This is a genomic window from Pseudomonas sp. 24 E 13 (assembly GCF_900004715.1).
GTDB classification, from domain to species: domain Bacteria; phylum Pseudomonadota; class Gammaproteobacteria; order Pseudomonadales; family Pseudomonadaceae; genus Aquipseudomonas; species Aquipseudomonas orientalis_A.
The window spans coordinates 26,264-47,545 of the sequence record NZ_CVTO01000117.1 but is presented as its reverse complement, the minus strand read 5'-3'; the positions used below and the strand labels follow the sequence as shown (position 1 = coordinate 47,545).

Annotated in this window: 16 protein-coding genes; 4 read left to right on the top strand and 12 right to left on the bottom strand. The window is 53.0% G+C overall.

Going from position 1 to position 21,282, the window contains the following annotated elements:
* Positions 1–318: 318 nt before the first annotated feature.
* The 4 genes from map (at position 319) to BFP90_RS13400 (ending at position 6,075) form a co-directional block, all read left to right on the top strand.
* Positions 319–1,101, top strand: a complete 783-nt coding sequence (gene map, locus BFP90_RS13415; RefSeq protein ID WP_065893367.1) for a type I methionyl aminopeptidase — start codon at positions 319–321, stop codon at positions 1,099–1,101.
* Positions 1,102–1,164: 63 nt separating this feature from the next.
* A complete protein-coding gene (locus BFP90_RS13410) occupies positions 1,165–3,867 on the top strand; it encodes a [protein-PII] uridylyltransferase (RefSeq protein WP_065896968.1) in 2,703 nt (900 codons plus the stop codon).
* A 138-nt stretch (positions 3,868–4,005) separates the two neighbouring features.
* Entirely contained in the window at positions 4,006–5,205 is a 1,200-nt protein-coding gene (dapC, locus tag BFP90_RS13405; protein ID WP_065896966.1) for a succinyldiaminopimelate transaminase, read from the top strand.
* A 303-nt stretch (positions 5,206–5,508) separates the two neighbouring features.
* Positions 5,509–6,075 carry an acyl-homoserine-lactone synthase gene (locus tag BFP90_RS13400; RefSeq protein WP_065896965.1) on the top strand — a complete coding sequence of 189 codons (567 nt, stop codon included), beginning with the start codon at positions 5,509–5,511 and terminating at the stop codon, positions 6,073–6,075.
* 151 nt (positions 6,076–6,226) lie between these two features.
* Here the strand turns inward: BFP90_RS13400 and leuS are convergent, their stop codons facing one another.
* The 12 genes from leuS to BFP90_RS13340 form a co-directional block, all read right to left on the bottom strand.
* A complete protein-coding gene (gene leuS, locus BFP90_RS13395; protein WP_065896963.1) occupies positions 6,227–9,016 on the bottom strand; it encodes a leucine--tRNA ligase in 2,790 nt (929 codons plus the stop codon).
* A 91-nt stretch (positions 9,017–9,107) separates the two neighbouring features.
* Positions 9,108–10,472 carry a glutamate-cysteine ligase family protein gene (locus tag BFP90_RS13390; protein WP_065896961.1) on the bottom strand — a complete coding sequence of 455 codons (1,365 nt, stop codon included), beginning with the start codon at positions 10,470–10,472 and terminating at the stop codon, positions 9,108–9,110.
* Between the two features lie 18 nt (positions 10,473–10,490).
* Positions 10,491–11,702 carry an aminotransferase class V-fold PLP-dependent enzyme gene (locus tag BFP90_RS13385; protein ID WP_083203244.1) on the bottom strand — a complete coding sequence of 404 codons (1,212 nt, stop codon included), beginning with the start codon at positions 11,700–11,702 and terminating at the stop codon, positions 10,491–10,493.
* A 45-nt stretch (positions 11,703–11,747) separates the two neighbouring features.
* Positions 11,748–12,956: a hypothetical protein gene (locus BFP90_RS13380; protein WP_065896959.1), complete on the bottom strand. Its 1,209-nt coding sequence runs from the start codon at positions 12,954–12,956 to the stop codon at positions 11,748–11,750.
* Positions 12,946–13,734 carry a gamma-glutamyl-gamma-aminobutyrate hydrolase family protein gene (locus BFP90_RS13375; RefSeq protein WP_163003342.1) on the bottom strand — a complete coding sequence of 263 codons (789 nt, stop codon included), beginning with the start codon at positions 13,732–13,734 and terminating at the stop codon, positions 12,946–12,948. The genes BFP90_RS13380 and BFP90_RS13375 overlap by 11 nt, the downstream gene beginning before the upstream one ends.
* A gap of 68 nt (positions 13,735–13,802) precedes the next feature.
* Positions 13,803–14,762 carry an ATP-grasp domain-containing protein gene (locus tag BFP90_RS13370; RefSeq protein WP_083203243.1) on the bottom strand — a complete coding sequence of 320 codons (960 nt, stop codon included), beginning with the start codon at positions 14,760–14,762 and terminating at the stop codon, positions 13,803–13,805.
* A 71-nt stretch (positions 14,763–14,833) separates the two neighbouring features.
* Positions 14,834–15,463 carry a glutathione S-transferase family protein gene (locus BFP90_RS13365; RefSeq protein ID WP_065893610.1) on the bottom strand — a complete coding sequence of 210 codons (630 nt, stop codon included), beginning with the start codon at positions 15,461–15,463 and terminating at the stop codon, positions 14,834–14,836.
* Positions 15,464–15,474: 11 nt separating this feature from the next.
* Positions 15,475–16,353: a nuclear transport factor 2 family protein gene (locus BFP90_RS13360; protein WP_065896957.1), complete on the bottom strand. Its 879-nt coding sequence runs from the start codon at positions 16,351–16,353 to the stop codon at positions 15,475–15,477.
* A 5-nt stretch (positions 16,354–16,358) separates the two neighbouring features.
* The gene (locus BFP90_RS13355; RefSeq protein ID WP_065893358.1) at positions 16,359–16,727 is read right to left on the bottom strand and encodes a hypothetical protein; all 369 of its coding nucleotides are present in this window, start codon (positions 16,725–16,727) and stop codon (positions 16,359–16,361) included.
* 9 nt (positions 16,728–16,736) lie between these two features.
* On the bottom strand, positions 16,737–18,131 hold the full coding sequence (locus BFP90_RS13350) for a cytochrome P450 (RefSeq protein ID WP_205928376.1): 1,395 nt from the start codon (positions 18,129–18,131) through the stop codon (positions 16,737–16,739).
* On the bottom strand, positions 18,128–19,318 hold the full coding sequence (locus tag BFP90_RS13345) for a cupin-like domain-containing protein (protein ID WP_130138517.1): 1,191 nt from the start codon (positions 19,316–19,318) through the stop codon (positions 18,128–18,130). The genes BFP90_RS13350 and BFP90_RS13345 overlap by 4 nt, the downstream gene beginning before the upstream one ends.
* On the bottom strand, positions 19,308–21,263 hold the full coding sequence (locus BFP90_RS13340; RefSeq protein ID WP_083203240.1) for a hypothetical protein: 1,956 nt from the start codon (positions 21,261–21,263) through the stop codon (positions 19,308–19,310). Before BFP90_RS13340 ends, BFP90_RS13345 begins: the two co-directional genes overlap by 11 nt.
* Positions 21,264–21,282 lie beyond the last annotated feature (19 nt).

Here is a 21,282-nt window from a genome sequence, read left to right as displayed (position 1 = left end):
CGGCACCCAGGTCATCGTGTCGACACGTGTGTGGATTTAAGCTCTGCGGGGTATCCCCGGAAAGCGGCGCATTTTATACCACAGCATCGACAAAAACGGAACACGCATTCACGTTTGCCGCGCGACGCGCTCACGTAACCCCTTGAATAGAGCCGACCTACCCCTACCTTATAGAGAGAAGCGATCATCAGAGGCTCATGATTTGACGCCATCGTCTGCTAGAATCGCGTTTTTTGTGGCTTGTGCGAATTCCGCAACCTTTTGTCGCACGCCCGTCAACCGAATTGATTTCAGCGTATTGCGCTAGAGAGAGCCTGTATGACCGTGAGTTTGAAAACCGCCGAAGACATCGCCGGCATGCGCATTGCCGGAAAACTGGCTGCCGACGTGCTGGAAATGATCGCCGAGCACGTCAAGCCCGGCGTCACCACCGAGACACTGAACCAGATCTGCCACGACTATATAGTCAACGTGCAAGGCGCCATCCCTGCGCCGCTGAACTACAAGGGCTTCCCCAAGTCGATCTGCACCTCGGTCAACCACGTGGTCTGCCACGGGATTCCGGGTGACAAGCCGCTGAAGGATGGCGACACCCTGAACATCGACGTCACCGTGATCAAGGACCGTTACTTCGGCGACACCAGCCGCATGTTCCATGTCGGCACCGTGGCGCCGTGGGCCGAGCGCCTGTCCCAGGTGACCCAGGAATGCATGTACAAGGCCATCGAGATCGTCAAGCCTGGCTGCCGCCTGGGCGATATCGGCGAAGTGATCCAGAAGCACGCCGAAAAGAACGGTTTCTCGGTGGTACGCGAATTCTGCGGCCACGGCATCGGCACTGTGTTCCACGAAGAACCGCAGATCCTGCACTACGGCCGCGCCGGCACAGGCATGGAACTCAAGGCGGGCATGACCTTCACCATCGAGCCGATGATCAACCAGGGCAAGGCCGATACCAAGGTGCTGGGTGACGGCTGGACCGCCATCACCAAGGACCGCAAGCTCTCGGCGCAGTGGGAACACACCTTGCTGGTCACCGAGACCGGCTACGAGATCTTTACCCTGCGCGCCGATGACACGATTCCACGCGTATCGGCGTAAAGGCCGGGCAGGTTTTCCCAACGGTGTAATGACTGACTGACAGATAGAAAGGAAAGCCGATCGATGCCCCAGGTGGATCCAGAACTCTTCGACCGTGGCCAGTTCCAGGCCGAACTGGCGTTGAAGGCAAGCCCCATCGCTGCGTTCAAGAAGGCGATCCGCCAGGCGCGCGACGTGCTCGACGCGCGCTTTCGCAGTGGCCGCGACATACGCCGACTGATCGAGGACCGTGCCTGGTTCGTCGATAATATCCTGCAAAAAGCCTGGGAACAGTTCGACTGGAGCACCGAGGCGGATATCGCCCTGGTGGCGGTCGGCGGCTACGGGCGCGGCGAGCTGCACCCCTACTCCGACATCGACCTGCTGATCCTGCTGGACAGCGCCGACCATGAGATATTTCGCGATTCCATCGAGCGCTTTCTGACCCTGTTGTGGGACATCGGCCTGGAAGTCGGCCAGAGCGTGCGCTCGGTCGAAGAGTGCGCCGAAGAGGCCCGCGCCGACTTGACGGTCGTCACCAACCTGATGGAAAGCCGTACCATATGTGGTCCCGAGCGCCTGCGCCAGCGCATGCTCGAGGTCACCAGCACCGCGCACATGTGGCCAAGCAAGGAGTTTTTCCTGGCCAAGCGCGCCGAGCAAAAGGCACGGCACCACAAATACAACGACACCGAATACAACCTGGAACCCAACGTCAAGGGTTCGCCGGGCGGGCTGCGCGATATCCAGACGATTTTGTGGGTGGCCCGTCGTCAGTACGGCACCCTGAACCTGCGCGCCCTGGCCGGCGAGGGTTTTCTGGTGGAGAGCGAAAACACCCTGCTGGCCTCGTCCCAGGAGTTCCTGTGGAAGGTGCGCTACGCCCTGCACATGCTTGCCGGGCGCTCCGAAGACCGCCTGCTGTTCGACCATCAGCGCTCCATCGCCACCCTGCTGGGTTTTGAAGGCGAAGATGCGAAGACCAGCATCGAAAGCTTCATGCAGCAGTATTACCGGGTGGTGATGAGCATCGCCCAGCTCAGCGACCTGATCATCCAGCACTTCGAAGAAGTGATCCTGGCGCCCGAAGACGAAGCGCCGCCGCAGCCGATCAACGCACGCTTCCAGCTGCATGATGGCTATATCGAGGCGCGCAACGACAACGTGTTCCGCCGCACGCCGTTCGCCATGCTGGAAATCTTCGTGTTGATGGCCCAGCAGCCGGAAATCAAAGGCGTGCGCGCCGACACCATCCGCCTGCTGCGGGAAAACCGTCATCTGATCGACGACGCGTTTCGTCACGACATCCGCAACACCAGCCTGTTTATCGAACTGTTCAAGTGCAAGATCGGCATCCACCGCAACCTGCGGCGGATGAACCGCTACGGCATCCTCGGGCGCTACCTGCCGGAGTTCGGCTTTATCGTCGGGCAGATGCAGCATGACCTGTTCCACATCTACACCGTGGACGCGCACACCCTGAACCTGATCAAGCATTTGCGTAAGTTGCAGTACACCCAAGTGTCAGAGAAATTCCCGCTGGCCAGCAAGCTCATGGCCAAGCTGCCCAAGCCGGAACTGATTTACCTGGCCGGCCTCTACCACGACATCGGCAAGGGTCGACATGGCGATCACTCGGAGATCGGCGCGGTCGATGCCGAAGCGTTCTGCCAGCGCCACCAGTTGCCGGTGTGGGACAGCCGCCTGATCGTCTGGCTGGTGCAGAACCACCTGGTCATGTCGACCACGGCCCAGCGCAAGGACTTGTCCGACCCGCAAGTCATCCACGACTTCGCGCAGATCGTGGGCGATGAGACCCACCTCGACTACCTCTACGTGCTGACCGTTTCCGACATCAACGCCACCAACCCCACGCTCTGGAATTCCTGGCGCGCCAGCCTGTTGCGCCAGCTCTATACCGAGACCAAGCGCGCCCTGCGCCGCGGCCTGGAAAACCCGGTGGACCGCGAAGAGCAGATCCGCCGCACCCAAAGCGCGGCGCTGGATATCCTGGTGCGCGGCGGCAACGACCCGGATGACGTCGAACAACTATGGTCGCAACTGGGTGACGATTACTTCCTGCGCCACACCGCCGGCGACGTCGCCTGGCACACCGACGCCATCCTTCAGCAGCCGGCCGACGGTGGCCCACTGGTACTGATCAAGGAAACCACCCAGCGCGAATTCGAAGGCGGCACGCAGATCTTCATCTACGCGCCGGACCAGCACGACTTCTTCGCCGTGACCGTGGCGGCCATGGACCAGCTCAACCTGAACATTCACGACGCCCGGGTGATCACCTCCAGCAGCCAGTTCACCCTCGACACCTATATTGTGCTCGACACCGATGGCGACTCGATTGGCGATAACCCGCTGCGCGTGAAGAAGATCCGCGAAGGCCTGACCGAAGCCCTGCGCAACCCGGATGATTATCCAACCATCATCCAGCGCCGCGTACCGCGCCAGCTCAAGCACTTTGCCTTTGCACCCCAGGTGACTATTTCCAACGACGCCCAGCGCCCGGTCACTTTGCTGGAGCTCAGCGCGCCGGATCGCCCGGGCCTGCTGGCACGGATTGGCGGGATTTTCCTGGAGTTCGACCTGTCGCTGCAAAACGCCAAGATCGCGACCCTCGGCGAGCGCGTGGAAGACGTGTTCTTCATCACCGACGCCGATAACCAGCCGCTGTCCGACCCTGAGCTGTGCCGCCGCTTGCAGGAAGCGATCGTGGAGCAATTGAGCGTGACCCAGGAACCCGGCGTCGAGCTGACACGCTTGACCCTATGAACATCGGCTCTGTGGGAGGGGGCTTGCTCCCGATAGCAGTGGATCAGATAACAATCAGCTGACTGACACACCGCAATCGGGAGCAAGCCCCCTCCCACATTTAATTTTCGCCGGCAACTGAATTTGACGAGACTTTCGATGAACAACGCCCTGAACCAGCTGCAGCCCTACCCGTTCGAGAAACTGCGCGCACTGCTCGGCAGCGTCAAACCAAACCCGGACAAACGCCCGATTGCGCTGTCCATCGGCGAGCCCAAGCACAAATCTCCGACGTTTGTCGCTGAGGCGCTGAGTAACAACCTCGATCAGATGGCCGTGTACCCGACCACGCTGGGTATCCCCGCACTGCGCGAAGCGATTGGGGCCTGGTGCGAGCGCCGCTTCAACGTCCCGCACGGCTGGCTGGACCCGGCGCGCAACATCCTGCCGGTCAACGGTACGCGAGAGGCGTTGTTTGCCTTTACCCAGACCGTGGTCAATCGCGGTGACGACGCGCTGGTGGTGAGCCCGAACCCGTTCTACCAGATCTACGAAGGCGCCGCGTTCCTCGCAGGGGCCAAGCCGCATTACCTGGCATGCCTGGACACTAATGGTTTCAACCCGGACTTCGATGCCGTGTCACCGGACATCTGGAAACGTTGCCAGATCCTGTTCCTGTGCTCCCCAGGCAACCCGACCGGTGCGCTGATTCCGCTGGACACCCTGAAAAAGCTGATCGCCCTGGCCGACGAGCACGACTTCGTGATTGCCGCCGACGAATGCTACAGCGAGCTGTACTTTGACGAACAAACCCCGCCGCCGGGCCTGCTCAGCGCCTGCGTTGAACTGGGTCGCCAGGACTTCAAGCGTTGCGTGGTGTTCCACAGCCTGTCCAAGCGTTCCAACCTGCCGGGCCTGCGCTCCGGGTTTGTGGCTGGCGACGCGGATATCCTCAAGGCCTTCCTGCTGTACCGCACCTACCACGGCTGCGCGATGCCGGTGCAAACCCAACTGGCCAGCATCGCCGCCTGGCAGGACGAGGCCCACGTGCTGGCCAACCGTGACCTGTATCGCGAAAAATTCGACGCCGTGCTGGCGATCCTCAAGCCGGTGCTGGATGTGCAAAGCCCGGACGGTGGCTTTTATCTGTGGCCGAATGTGAATGGCGACGATGCAGCGTTTTGCCGCGATTTGTTCGTGGAAGAACACGTGACGGTGGTACCGGGCTCGTATCTGTCGCGTGAAGTGGACGGTTTCAACCCGGGCGCGGGGCGCGTGCGCCTGGCGCTGGTTGCGCCGCTGGCGGAGTGTGTGGAAGCGGCTGAACGGATTCGTGCCTTTATTCAGCGTCGCCGATAATGGCCAGGGGGGGGCACTTCAAGTGACCCGAATTCGCTTCACTCACATTCAGATCCACCCACACGTGTGCTGAAACGTTTTCTCTCATCCGGTGATGACGAATCAGGCTGTATAACCGCAATTGCTGAGGGGGCAATTTTCGCTCGTACGGGAGAGGCTCGGCATAGGAGACTTCTCCTCAAACAGAAGACATTGGGTTGTGTCCAACGCAGGAAACGTTCGCCCACCTACCGATAATGGTAGCCACCCGGACCGCTTATCCACTATAAAATCGCGCGATACTCTAAATGCCAAGGATGGATGATGCGTATTATTTCTGGAAATGGCGGAGCATTAGGCACCGCGCTCAAACAAGATATTGCTTCTTACCGCTATAAAGTATTCGTGGAAAAACTCGGCTGGCCATTGGATTGCCCTAATCAACTGGAGTTGGACGAGTTTGACCGGGATGACACGTTCTATATCACGGCCAAAGATGAGGCAGGCAAAATCGTTGGCACCGCGCGCCTCCTGCCGACGACCAGTCCCTATCTTTTATCAGAGATTTTCCCGTACTTGTTAGGCGCAACCCAACCGCCGTCACAAAAACATGTGTGGGAGCTTTCCAGATTTGCGGCAGTGGCGCTCGAAAAGGACACTGACGCGCTTAGCACCTACTCCTCCTCCCATTCAATGTCTCTGCTGCTTGCAGCCATTGAATACGCCAAGTCTCTGGGAGCTCGCCAACTGCTGACCGTTTCGCCGAGCGCTATAGCAAGACTACTGCTTAAAAAGAACTTCAGCATTCGTCGACTCGGCCCTTCCAGCATCAGCGAAGGCGTTAGCATCATGGCCCTGGAAATCGACCTGGCTGCGACGCGCCGCCATTAAGCGGGTACTTGCCAGGGCCGGATGCCGGCTATATCAGCGGCGCCAGCCTTCCCGCCGACAGTGGCTTTGACGCCTGATCCACGCAGCCGAAAACAACGCCGGACCCGCCGCGATTACTGGGCCAGACGTTGTTTTTAACAGGCGCTTCGCCTTATTCGGCGCCCGAAGAGCACACGATGTTGACGATACGATCCGGGACGAAGATGAACTTATCCACGCGCCCCCCCGACAGCCAGCGCTGTACTGTTGCATCCAGCAATACCAGTGACTTTACCGCGTCTTCGCTCATACCGCGCCGAAGCATGATGCGGGTCCGCAGCTTTCCGTTGATGGACACCGGGCACTCGAATTCAGCCTCATACAGCAAGCTTTCATCGGCGGTTGGATAACCGGCGTCCAGAATGGATACCTTGTGACCAAGGGCCTCAGACCACAACTCCTCGGTAATGAATGGAGCATAGGGATGCAGCAACTTGAGCAACAGCTCCAACACTTCCCGCTTATGGCAGTGCAATGCGCTGAGCTGATTCACGCAGATCATCAACGCTGCAATAGCGGTGTTGTAGGATATCTCATGGGTCGCTCGGCGCACCTTGGCGATGGCCGTGTGCAGCACCTTGAGCTCTTCGCCAGTGGCAGCGAGGTCCTGCACGATGGCAGCACCGTGCTCATCCTGAAAAAGCCGCCATATCTTCTGCAAGAACTTGTGCGGCCCATCAATGGATTGCGTCGACCAGATGGCGGTCTGATCAATCGGACCGAGAAACATCTCGTGGAGGCGGAAGGTGTCGGCCCCATACACATCGATCAAGTCATCCGGGTTGACTACGTTGTATTTGGACTTGGACATCTTTTCCGATAAACGATCACACAGAAAGGTACCGTTCGAATAGATAAACTCGCCCTGGGTATATGTCTGACGCCATGAACGAAGCGCCTCGACATCAACCTGGTTCTTGTCATTTACAAAGCTGATATCCACATACAGCGGCTGGAGATCGCGCGCTCCCTTGAGATCGGCGGACACGAACTCATGGGTCGATTTGTCTCGGTAAATGATCGCCGAAACCCCAAGAATCATGCCTTGGCACAGGACTCTCTTGAACGGCTCATCAAATGTGATGAGACCGCGGTCCTTAAGAAAGTGAGTCCAGAAACGCGAGTAAAGCAGATGGCCATTAGCATGCTCGGCACCGCCCACATAGAGATCCACGGACTGCCAATAAGCCAACGCAGCCTTCGAAACGGGTTCGTTGGTATTGGACGGATCCATATACCTGAGAAAGTACCAACTGGATCCGGCCCAACCCGGCATCGTGGTCGTTTCATACTTATGACCGCCATAACGCCAGCTACTGGCGCGCTCCAACGGCGGCTCACCCTCACTGGTCGGCAAGAAGGCCTCGACATCGGGCAACGTTACGGGCAGGTCCTCCTCAGGCACTGCGCGAGGAACACCCTGCTCGTCGTAATAAATCGGAATCGGCTCACCCCAATAACGCTGGCGTCCAAAAATCGCATCTCTGATGCGATAGCTGAAGGCGCGCTTACCTACCCCGCTCGACACCAAGCGGTTCAAGATCCACTCGGTAGCCTCTGTACGAGACAGGCCTGTGACCTCACCAGAGTTGATCAGCTTGCCCTCGGTTACCAAAAACGGCTTGCTCGCCTGCTCTGCCCCCTCGTAGATATACGTGATGGGCAGATCGAATGTTTGAGCAAAGTTGAGATCGCGCTGATCGCCGGACGGTACCGCCATGATGGCGCCAGTCCCGTAATCGGCCAGGACATAGTCAGCAATCCAGATCGGGAGGTTCTCGCCGGTCAACGGGTGGATCGCATAGGCACCGGTAAATTGGCCCGTCACACGATCTGTCTTGGCCATGCGATCACGCTCGGAACGCAAGGCTGCCTCATTGCGATAGCCCGTCACCTCGCTCTTGAATGATTGAGGGGTGATCGCCTCAACGACTTCGTGCTCGGGCGCCACCACCAGAAAAGTAGCGCCGAAAAGCGTATCAGGGCGCGTCGTGAAGACCTTGATGGAACACTTAGAGTCGCGAACCTGAAAATCTATTTCAGCGCCCTGTGACTTGCCAATCCAGTTGCGTTGCATATCCTTGAGCGCTTCAGGCCACTCCAGCCCGTCGAGGCCTTCAAGCAGCCGGTCGGCATAAGCTGAAATGCGCAACATCCATTGTTTCATCATCTTTTTCTGAACGGGGTGACCGCCGCGCTCGGAAAAACCTTCCTTGATTTCATCATTGGCCAAAACAGTGCCCAAGGCCGGGCACCAATTGACGTAAGAGTCGGCACGATAAGCCAATCGGTAGTTCATCAGAAATGCCGATTTTTCCAGTGCCGAGAAGCTGGCCCATTGCGCCGCGGTAATGACTGAAGTCCGAACATCCGACCAGGCATTGACTGCTGTGTTGCCGGCGTGCTCGAACTTTTCAATCAGTACACTAATAGGAAGAGCCTTCTGGGAATCAAGGCAGTACCAACTGTCGAACAACTGGCAAAATATCCATTGTGTCCAATGATAATATTGAGCGTCGGAGGTTTTTATTTCACGATCCGTATCGTAACAAAAACCCAACTTCCTGAGCTGCGCCTTAAAAGTCGCTATATTTTTGTCGGTGGTAATCCTGGGGTGCTGTCCGGTCTCGATCGCATATTGTTCTGCGGGCAATCCAAACGAGTCGAAGCCCATCGGATGCAATACATTGAACCCTAACATCCGCTTGAAGCGACTGTACACGTCGGTGGCAATATAACCCCGGGGATGGCCAACGTGCAGGCCTGCACCCGATGGGTAAGGAAACATATCAAGGCAATAGTATTTAGGCAGCGAAGTGTCTAGTTTAACGGAGTAATGTTTTTCATTTTCCCAGCGCGCGAGCCATTTTTCTTCAATCTTCCTTATACTATCTATTTGCATGAACAACTCCTAAAAACCCGCAGACACCCAATTTTCCGAGAGGGGAAATATATTACAATCGAGCGCTATTCGCAACGCGCTGCGGGTTAATTTAAGGAAGGCATATATCGTTTGGGTCACCCCGTTTTCGGGCTGTAGAAAACCATAATGGCGCCCCGTCTTTGAGCATTAGGTCAGCCGGGGAATAGCCCGCCGAAATCATCCGCTGCAATGATCGTAGATACTCCCTCTCCGTATCCGCCGCCCCCTGGCAATCCAACCCTTCAGAGGCAAGCTCGACAAGTCGCTGTATACCCGAGGCGAGTGAGATTCCGGAAGAGTCGACGCCCTTCATGCCAAACTCCGCGGCCTGAGCATATTTTATATTCAACTCATTCAGCGCTTGCCCCCCTAGAAAATCCAATGCGCCATCCAGGGCTTCCTCGCTATAGGCCAACCCCTTCCAGAACGCTGCAAGTGAAGCGGCAAATGGCGACGCACAGGTATCGGCAGAACGAAACTCGACGACATTTTTCAGCCGTGCCTCTGGATACAGCGTGCCTAGGTGCATGACCCAGTCCTGGAGTGTTGCGCCACCTGAGCGAGCGCCTAGACGAATGTAATCCCGAAAAATCAAGTCATTCATATGGATCAGCTCGCCCTCACGTTGAATGAACAGAACCGGCTTATCCAGTGCCCATTCGACATAGTGTTCAAAGGCGTTTGGAACGAACTCGGCGCTCAACATGAAATCCGGGATACCTGCGCGTTGTTGATCAAATAATGTCCACGCATGCATACGGTGACTTTTATAGCGGCTGGACACGGCAGCAGAATAAGGTGAGTTGGCAAATAGCGCGACAATATAGGGTTGGCACGCAACCCCCAATTTCAAGAGTTTTCCGGCATGTCGTTCAGAGAAGTAATCGACAGATACCTGCATTGACGCTGTCATCTTTTGACCCGCCGATGCGCCCGTGACTTTCTCCAAAATGGGCATCATATGCAGGTAGCGTTTACGCGGCACCGTCGCAACCGACGACACATCGCCGAACGGTCTAAACCCAATGGGTAATAAAGAAATGGCCAGCCTGTTACAGACCTCATCAAGTTCGCGCAAGAAAATCTCGAGTTCAACAAGGATGTCAGAAACAAGACGAAGCGGAGAAGAAGAAAACTCCATCTGCCCGCCGGGTTCGAGGCTTACAACCGTGGCCCTGCGCTTCAACCCAACAATCAGGCCGTCGTCATGAACAGGCGCATATCCGTAGCTTAACAAGCCTTTGAAGATACTCGACAAGCTGCGCACGCCAAAAAAAGGCACGCTCAACGAGGTCGTTCGATCAATCAGGATCAACTCATATTCAAGCCCAATCAACGACGACGTCCTGGACTTGATGTGCCGATGAAAATAGGCAACACAATCGTCCTTTATTATGGTTCTCTCATCCTGCACTTCAAGCAGCTCACCGGCCATATTGATTGTCCACTCGCACTACGCCAACAGGTCTTCAAGATCACGCAATGCTGTCATCAGCCTGTCGATATCTTGCCGGGTATTGTAAAGATGCATCGAGACACGCAAAGCACCGTTAATACCGCTACTTCTATACAGCGGCTGATTGCACTGAAATCCGGAACTCACTGCGATGTCGTAACGATCGGAAAGAATCCTTGAAACAAACCCGAGCTCCACGTTGCCTGCGGGAACGATAGGGAAAATCGGCAGGTGTTGAGGCGCTAAAGGGAAAGCCATCTCAATATTGCGCACCGTACGAATCTGCGACGAAAAATAACGCTCCAAGTCCTTATCGTGGTCATGAACCAACTGGACACCCAAGCTGTTTATATAGTCGACTGCGGCCCCCAGACCTATGGCGCCCTCAATGTTCGGCGTTCCAGCCTCGAAACGGCCGGGCCCGGATTGAAAGCTGATATCGTCACTGCCCACTTTATTGACCATGCCACCGCCGTAGCGATGACACTTCATGGATGCCTGCAAGTCCCGTCGAACGTAAAGCACCCCTATTCCTGATGGCCCAAACATCTTGTGCCCGGACAGAGCGAGAAAATCACAGGCCATATGCCCTACGTTGACCGGGATATGACCAACGGTCTGCGCAGCATCAACCAAGCTCAACGCTCCTCGTGCCCTGGCGATAGCACACAGTTGGCGCACCGGCTGCACATTACCGGTGACATTCGAGGCGTGACAAACGGCAACCAACTTCGCAGGGTCAGCGGCGAGCAGCGAATCCAGATGATCAAGGTCTATGCAACCGCTTTGATCCAGCCTGGCCACGGTCACTCGGCATCCAAACAGCCAAGGCAACAGATTGGAATGATGCTCCAGGGGCGAAACCACGACATGGTCGTCCTTCCCCAGCGACAGCGCATTGGCCACCAGATTGATCGAGTCCGTACAATTAGCGGTGAATATCACTTCATCAGCACTGCCGCCTAGAAAACCAGCAACTTTATTTCGAGAAGCCTCATAGAGCTGAGAGGACAACTGGGCATATTGATGATTCGAACGTCCGACGTTGCTGGCAGCATTCCGATAATAATCAGTGATGGCCTCAATGACCGGCGTCGGTTTTAACGATGTTGATGAGCTGTCGAAATAAATACGCTGATTATCTTGAAGAAACGGAAAGTCATTACGCGGATCGGGCAACACCAGGCTTCTCATATTTGACGTTTGCATAACATATTCTCTTTATAAGCACGTCATTTTTAATCCCGAACAGGATTATTTGACGATCGCAAATTTACCCGATGATTCAGGCGCTATACTTGGAACAGCAAGCAGTTCAACCACACGCTGACGGCCAAACCAATGGCGTAGTGAGGCATGAACGACTGACATATCCACCGCGTCATTCGAGGCATTCATCACATAGAGCAACGTGACGCAGGCGTCGGTTACCTGCAGTTGATACTGCCGTACCCAGGGTGCGCAAACCGTAAGCACTTCATCGAGGTCAGCAAGCGTCTTGATATCGCCCTCATCGGTCACGATCGCATCCTTGACCCTGCCGTGTAACTTTAATAGAGGAATAGCCTCTGACGGCTTGAAGGCATGCCCTGCCCAGTCTCCATCGGCTAGCTCAACCAAGTCTCCGGTGGCGTAACGCAAAAAAGGCATAAGCGGGTTTTTCCAGGATGTGACAATCAGCTCGAATATATTGCGCTCAGGTAAATACGGTTTGAGCTCTATAATGGTTTCATGGCCACAGCGCACAAAGGTGCCCGCCCGATTTTGCATAAACATAACGCCTAATTCCGTAGAGCCATACATGCTCAATACTGGCCTACCGTAAGCGCGTTCAATCAGCCTGCGCACAGTAGCGGTCAGGTACTCATAAGAAGCGGCGATGTAATCAGGGATATACAAGGGCTCATCGATTTTATACTCAGCCCGTTTGACCAGGAAAATTGCCAGGTAAGTTGGATCTATCTCCAGCAACCTTGGAGCAAACATCCACAGTTCCGCGCCGATCCGCTTGATGTCGGTCATGGTCCAGCGGGTAGGGTCCGGGTGAGTGTTAAGGTTCAGTACGCCGTTGTGTATTCTTTCGTTATAGTCAGGATTATCCAAAAAACACGAGACCGCAGAACATGCCGCGGTGGTCAACACTGCTTTTTTATCATGCTGTATTGAGTAGCCGGCCATATCACTCACGCATTGATAGGCATACGTGAACTCACGGCTCCACCAGCCTTTATATCGAATGATCTGAAGAATTTGATGGCTGCTACCCGATGTACTGGCGAACTCAACATCTCCTCCCTCAATGCCCATGCGCATCGCATCCGTCATAAAGTTTTGCGGAAATCCGGAAATGATTTCCTGTTTACTCAATAACGGAATATCACCGGGCTCGCCCTTTTCAAAAAAGCGACCAAGGTTCCCGACCACGCGCTGATAGAGGGGGACTTGAAAATGGTTAATCGACATCCCTTAGGCTCCTTTTAGCAGCTTCACTGACGAAACGTTTCCATATCTGCATGTTTTCCGGGTGATTAACTAATGTCTTTTCAATATGCCCCTGCAATCCCAGAACGAAATGATCATCACCGTTAAGTTCCAAGCCCTCTATCAACCCGTCGTCCGATATCGCATTGGCCTTCAACGAAGGTGCCAAACGCTTGACTGCTTGATGGTGCACAGATGAAATAGTGAGCGTGCTTCTCTGCGTGATCGCGTAAAGCTGGCTGGTGGGGTCCACGTCAACAGGGTGATAGTTGATCCAACCGTCATTATCTATACTGTGATCGACGCCCCGATAAGGAATCTCCTGAAAGAGCGTTCCCCCTTCTGCAACGTTAATCAGTTGCATGCCCCTGCACACCCCTAGAATGGGAAGCTTGCGGGCCTTGGCTTCCCGATACAACAGCAGCTCCAGTGCGTCACGGTCTTTGTCGGGACTCAACATCATGGGGCGCTTGTAGGCCTCTCCTACGCCCGTAACCTGGGAGGTATAAGTGACTTCGAGCGCCTCTCCATAACTACTGGGACACAGATCCTGACCGGACGGTAACAGCAAGCCGCTTGCCAGTTCAAACAAGCGCTCGACACACTCGGTGGACATGCCAGGCGAAAGAATAAGAGGCAGGCACTTCAACGAAATCAGAAGATCGATAAAGCTGCTATTGACCACGTTCACTGACAAGGCAGCCGAGTGATTTATTGCTAATCGCTGGCGCGCGGCGCTGATGAGAATGACGGGCTGCATCATTCACCTCCCTGGATAAGTGGACTGTTTAATAGTAAGCACGTTGCGAAAGGCGCGCAGTATGGAATTTATCGATCAGCGCGGACCGGCAATGTATCAATGTAATCGGCGATGGAGTCCAACTTTAACCTGTCATATGAATAGCGTTGATCCGGCTCGGTATCAGGCATCTTGGTGCCTGCACGCATTGCCGACTCTACAAAAATCCCTAGTAGAGGATTCACCTCAAGCACATAGAATTTCCCATCCACAGCGGATTGCACCATATCGACGATAGTTCCATTTATCCCCAAGACCTTGGCGGCCTCAAGCGCCACTTCCACTTCGCCTCCCAGAATTCGAGGCGTCATTTCGCCGCCGGCAGATATATTTGTTTTAAAACTGTGTTTCTTCTTGCGACTGTAGCCGCCCATCAACTCGCCGTTGAAAATTTCGACACGGCGATCGTAATCACCGAACTCTATGTATTGCTCAACATAATAATCGGACAGAAAATGGCCGGTGGCCTGAATAAAATCAATGAACTGCTCGGCATCCACGAAGCGCATGATCCCCACCGCACCGTGCCCTGAGCGCGGTTTGTAAACGAGACTCCCCCAGCGCGCAAACAACTCATGAATAACAGAATCCGCAACCGACGTTCCCAGCAACGCAGCATCCGGAACGGTAACACCCTGCTTGCGCAACAACTGATTGGCTTTGAATTTATCACGGCAATTGAAAAACGAAACGCATTCATTCACCACTGCCACCCCACTATCTTGGAGTGCCCGAAGAATATCCGCCTGGTAGGCAGATTGTTCATCGGCATTCATATGAAACAGTGCATCAAAATCACTAAGGCAACGCCCACAGGCTGAATAAACCTTGCCTGAGATCACATAACACTCGCGCATATCAAACTCGGAAAAAACGACAAACCCTTTGTCCTCAAGCAACTGACACAGCACTCGCTTGGGAACATGGCCGTTATCATTTTCATACATCCACAGGATGACCGAACGACGAGTGCTGACTGAAGTATTCATCGCAGAATCTCCGCGCTTATATTTAATGATTCATCATGAGTATGGTGCGCTGAAAGCGCACCAAGGGCAGTTCAGAGAATGACCGACAAGGGGTCCTTGTACGAATCACGCTGAGTGAGGTTGTACCACCAGCGACGAACATTTTCATATTTAAATACAATGCTTTCGCTTTGCGCCTTGAGGATGTAATCCGTGTATTGAACAAACGCCAAGTCTGCCAGCGAAAGCGAATGCCCCACAAGAAACGTGCCCTCCTCACCAATGGCACGATCGATGGCGGCGTAAATAGCGTCGAGCTTTTCCTCCGCCTCTTTCACCACCGCTAAATCAGTCTCTCCACCATACATGGGTAAAAAGATTTTCTGCCATACCACCGCGAAAGCCTGCGGTGTGAAATAGCTGGAATCTACACTTAACCACTGATCCATCCTGGCAATATCTTCCTGCGCTTCAGGTACCAATGGAGTGCCGGGCAATATGGCAGCCAGATAACGATTAATGGCCTGCGACTCGTAAAGCGTCAGGTCACCGTGCACCAGTACCGGGACTTTACCGAACGGGTTCAAGCCCAAATGTTCATCCGACTTATGCGCCCCCGTGCTCAAGTCGATGCTGATAAATTCAATCGGGATGTTCTTTTCCTTCAGCACCATAAGAACACTGCGCGTACAGGCGCTATTTTCGTTACCGATCAACTTCATAGTGGTGTTTATCATTTACCCAACCCCATTTGCGAACCCATATCCAATGTATTGCCGAACGTCCATCCCTTGCGGATCACATCGCCATCGAAATAAGCGATATCCATGTTGTCCACGTTGACGACACGATGTGAGGCGGGAATGCCTTTGAGCGGGCCCTTGTGAGTAGCGGTGAAAATGCCTTGGTGAATGACGAAGCTCCCCACCGACCACATATTGGTCATGTTAATGGACGCATCGGGAAAAGCTTCGGCAAGCATCACGAAATCATCGCGCGAATGCTCCCTGCCTACAGCCAGACCTGGAACCATCTGGTCATCCCACTCAATGTCTTCACTCATGCAATCGAGCCAGGGCTCCAATTGCTTGCTCAGTAACAATTCGTTGTAATGACGCATTTTTGCCAGGTTCTCAAACTGCGGTTTCAGCGTTTTGCAGTCGTATATCTGGCACGGCTCGGTTAACGAAGGCACCTCACGCCCTTGGTCGTCAATAGCACCCAGCTGAATAAGCAAGGTGTAAGGGTCTTCATAAGTGTGTTCTTTGGTAATCCTTTGGTCGCTATCAAACCAGAACAGACTTGCCGCGATCAGTCCAACTTGTTTTTGCTCAGGCTCCACCCCCATGTAAGCTTGGACGTGTTTACCCTTCCAACCCCAAACCGCGATGAGCACATTGTCCTTCAGAAACAGCATCTGATCAGCCAATTGCATATCCACAAAGGTATTCTGCCAGTCCTCGTAGTGTTCAAGAATCTGTGAGACACCAATACGATCCGGCTGCCCAGGCGATTTGCGAATCGCATCGGCAGCGTATAAAGACGCCAGAGACTTATAATCTTTAGCGCGCACAGCGGCCAGGTAACGTTCTCGAATGACTGTCAGGCTCATGTTTATTACCAACTGAATGAATGAACGGGGTTAAGTCGACACTGAAGTAAAACTTCAGGCATCGGATCCTCGCTGGGTGACTCAAAGTCCATACCGAAGATTTCTTTATTCTCCTGCTTTATCCATTTATCGAAGGGATGCTGGGAGACGGCCAACTTTTCAAAAGCAGCCTTCAAGTCGGGTGAAGCCAAATAACAAATAAAAAGCTGCATCTCGCCAAACTGTTGCAAAAACCAGTGTTCCTCGGTGGTCTCCATGCGCCCCAGAAAAGCGCGAAATTCAGCATTGCGTTCATCTCTGATCAACTTGGCGAAATTCAGGAATCTCTCCTTTTTATCGCTGGACAAGGGAACGGCAAAAGCGATTGTTTGCATACAGTTACCTCAGGTACGTTTTATAAACTCAAGGGACACGCCCGGCTCGGACGTCATAAATAACCGAGCTTTCAAGACCGGCTCTGACCCTGCCACTGCACGAAGCTCGTAACGTTGTGCAATCCGCACCAGAATCGTCTTACCCTCTGCCTCTGCCAAATGAACGCCAATACACTTTCGCGCCCCGGCGCCAAAGGGTAAATACGCATATTTATGCACTCGCTTGATTCGTTCCGGCGTGAAACGCTCCGGGTCGAATTTCAAGGGTTCATGCCAATATTCGGCACTGCGATGTAAGCCCCATTGAGCGACGATAAAGTCAGAGCCTTTAGGAAAAAGGTAATTCTTGTATTGATAATCTTCCAGCACCACCCGACTCATGCCCCATGAAGAGGGATAAAGCCTTAGCGATTCCTTGAACACGCAGTCCGTGTAGTCCAGGCGTTTTAAATCTTCCAATGTACAAATACCATTGCCCAGGGCCGCCTCGATCTCGGACCAAAGTCGCTGTTGCTCTTGCGGATGTTTTGAGAGCAGATATAGCGCAAATGCGACGCCATTGGCTGTTGTTTCATGGCCGGCCAAAAACAGGTTCATGACCTCGTGCCTGAGTTGGATATCCGTCATCCCCTGCCCGGTATCCTCATAGACAGCAGACATATACATCGACAACAAGTCGGTGTGCTGAACATCTTTATGTTGATGACGATCGCGAATAATTTTGTAAATAATCGAGTCTATTTTTTCCTTGGCACTTTCATAAGCCTCTTCATTAGAGGCGGTAATGCTGGCTGGCGACCACAGTTTTAACAGAGAGTACTCCTGCAAAACCTCAAGGGCGTTTGTTACATCATTTGTAAAACGCGAGATATCGGTGGAAAAAAGGCATTTGATGACAATCCTCAGAGTGAGTTTTTTCATCTCTTGAGTTGCATCGAGTACGGCGGCACCTTGAGCGTCCCATTCATCAAACATTTCATCGATGCACTCATGAAAGACGTCGCCGAATGCGTCGACACTGCGTTTGCTGAATGAGGGGTTGGCAATTTTTCGTTGGCGCTTCCACTCGTCACCGATCAACGTTGAAAGACCATTACCAATGGCGGGGCTAATCTTTTCCATGGTTTCAGCGCTTTTGGAAAAAAAGCGCTCATGGGTGATCAACATATCCTCGATAAACGGGGCATCCGCAATGAGGTAACCCTCTATACCCGGCAAGTAAACGATATTTCCATATTTTTCCAAGGCGAGTGTGGTCACCCCCAAGGGGTCCTTCAGCATATAAGACGGATCGTTTAGCTCGGGAGAACGGTCCAGGCTGCCAGGCACGACATCAAATCCAGCCTGGGTCGACAGTGCCACCTCCTTAGAATCCATCAAGTCGCCGTTATTCACGCTCTTCATAGCTGCACACTCTCATAGTTACCACGATTAACCGACAGCACTCTGGGCTCGCCATTCACGGCGAAGAAGTTAAGTGACCAGGACACTTCAAGATTCAATACGTGATGCCACCAACCCGCCGGTAAATACAGCATATCGCCTGGTTCCAATTCGCATACTGTATAAACAGCCTGTTTGAAATCTGGAAACTTCTCTGTCGAATAATGATCAGGATCCACTCGACTAGGCTCATACATCAGGTTTCCGCCAACGGTCGCAGGGTAGAGAAAGCGCGTTTCACTGGGTGAATATAAGCGTATTCTTTTTCGACCCTTAAGTTGTACGAGAAAATTGTCCACCATATCCCTGTGCAACTTCAGCCCCGTATTGGCTGGACCAATCCACCACCGTGGGCTATTAAATACTTCGCGTTCAAAAACGCTTGGAAAACAATAAGTATCTTCGAGTACCGACGGCACGGTATTGGCCGCCATGTAGCCGTCAGCCGCGCATGCGGAGGTATACAAGCTATTAATATATTCGGCAAACGTGGCTTTCAGGTACTTCGGTGGATTGCCTTTTTCCAAATCATATTCTTCAACAAGAACACTCACATCCAGCATCCCCACCGTGTCCACCAGTTGCGCGACAGACATATTGAAGATGGGCCAGGTAACGCCTGCCTTTTTTACAATAACGGGTTCGCCACGCGCCAGATAGGGTTCAATCTTATCTTCGCCTGTAATCGAACGACACATTGAAAAATCTTTGCCTTGAACGCTGTGAGTTTCTAACTGTGCAATACGCTGACGATCAACAACCCCGCTATTGAATATCAGATTCAACAGTTTCATCACATCGACTTCAACATCCTGATCGTCGATGTTACCCACGATGTTCAATTTACCGGTATTGAACAGGGTTAAGGGATCATCCGCCTTATTCGCCAACGCATGAAAGGCATCTTCGCTCACTATAATCCTAGCTCGTGAGGGGCTATCCGCGCCCTGCGCCGTCCAGCAAAGCGTGTCAGTCACATCAACAGTGCTCAGCCTGAGCCCCGTTTCCAGTTGCCAATGATACCGCCCCTGCAGACCGTTCAACGCCCACGCTGGAACTCTTTCGCTCAGTTGCTCAATCAGTCGCAGAGACGAGACAGTATTCACTAACATCACATAAGCTCCATGCCAAGCCATATCAAAGCTCAAATAATAAATTCCTGTATTCTTTTCTAAACACAAGACCTATTGCATATTCGATGTAACGCATAAAGAGAGGTGCGTAACCAAGCTTTAGTGGATCTGTCTTCACAGCGACACTCAGCCAATCCCCCGAACTGGAAAACTTTTCATAAAACAGTTGGGTAAACCTATAGTCACTGGACTTAAGCCCGGCCCCGGTGAAGTGCTGCTGCCCAAACAACGAAATGATCGGTTGCAGGCTATCAAGGTGCTCAGAGAACAATTCAAGCAGCCAGGCATGGTAGATACCCTCCTGTGATGCTCTATCATCTTTAGCCACCGCGACCAGTCTGGCCTTAACCTCACTGGCTGTAAGCTCAACTTGCGTGTCCTCCTCCAGCAATCGACCCAGGGCTTTCCAATGCATTGAACAGTCATCGATATACTGATCCAGGTACAACACCAAAAACTCGCTGAAGGATTTGTTTTTTCGGTGTGCCTGGCACATCAACGTGTTCGAGACATAGCTAAAGAAGCTGTAAATCTCTTCTCGGCTTCCCAAGGCGTCCACCAAAAAACTTGGAAAATGGAACGTGGGCCACTTCGAGTCCGTTGCAATAACCCCTTCACGGTCAAATGAATAGGTGGTGTCCCTTTGAACAAATTCCGTTGTTCTGCCGATACCAAATACCCGCGTGCTCGGAATGACGTAGCCGGCTTCGTATTTATTGGTTAAGCCACTTTCCTCCAGGAATGACAGCGTGCGCGCTATCGTATATTTATCAGCATGAGCATTCCCGAGAAAAAAGGATATGAGGTTTGAATATTCTATCGGCGCGCTGGCGGTGAATTTCGTATCTTGGTTTACCTTACGATTCTTTTCTTCATGAATTTCTGCACGAATCGAAGACAGGCTTTTAAGAAACGTTACTGCCTGTTCTCTTTTGTAAGGCACCGTCGCCCGCCTTAGATTGGCCTCGTCCAAAGAAAGAATATCGTTCATTGCACCGGTGTAACCGGCACGCATCATCGTCTTCAGTTCGTCGTAACCCAAGGAAGGTAGGGAATACCCCGACCACTTGATCTGACGTTTTTTATAACGTTCATTGAGTCTAATGACGCGCTCAGCCAGTTCCAAAGCAAAACCGGCACCGCCGATATTTAGCTCCGAGCAAATGAACCAAAAATCATACAGGTCATTTTTTAACAGAAACTCTAAGTCGGCCTCAACGACATCAAGATTGCGCTTATCAATTCGCTTGCCCTTGACGTCGGGCTCGACACAAAAATAGCACTGAAAAGGGCACCCACGTGATACTTCCACGGCGATTGTCGGCGGCGTTTTAGACAGCAAAGCGGGGCCATAAAACGCCTTGATCTCACTGACGATTTCAGGCCGATACTCTGTGGTTTCAGCGGGTTTATAGAAGCCCACATCGTTATAGATATACTCGGCGCCGTTCTTGTGAATCAGCCCAGGTATTGTCCCAAGATTGCGACCGGATAGCGTGTCATTAAAGGCACGGAAAAAACCGTCCGGACATCCCTGCAACCCAAGATCAATCTCAAGGTAATTAGCCAACTTCCTGGCATGGGTAGTAAAACCAAAACCGCCCATGATAATAGGTGCATCCGTCAGTTCCCTGACTAAGCGAATCAGCCTTTTACTGTCTTCAACCGGGAAGTAGGTTCTAAAGAAGCTGCCCGGTGCTCCGTCAACCACATCATAATTGGAGAGGTCAAGCGAATCTCCTTGTCGCAGGTGTATCCCAATCATTTTTGGGCGCTGGGTCTTTATCACGTTTTTCAGGTATTCATACCAATGCTCAACGTATAACAGATCAATGCGTCTGACACTGAGGTCAAATCGTCTGGCGATTTCACTGATCTGTACAAAGGCGTACGGATATATTGGCCGCCAAGGCAAGTTGCAACAGTTTAACAATAGAAAATCAATTTCCTGGTTTTTCACAGCGTATCGCCTTGTCTAC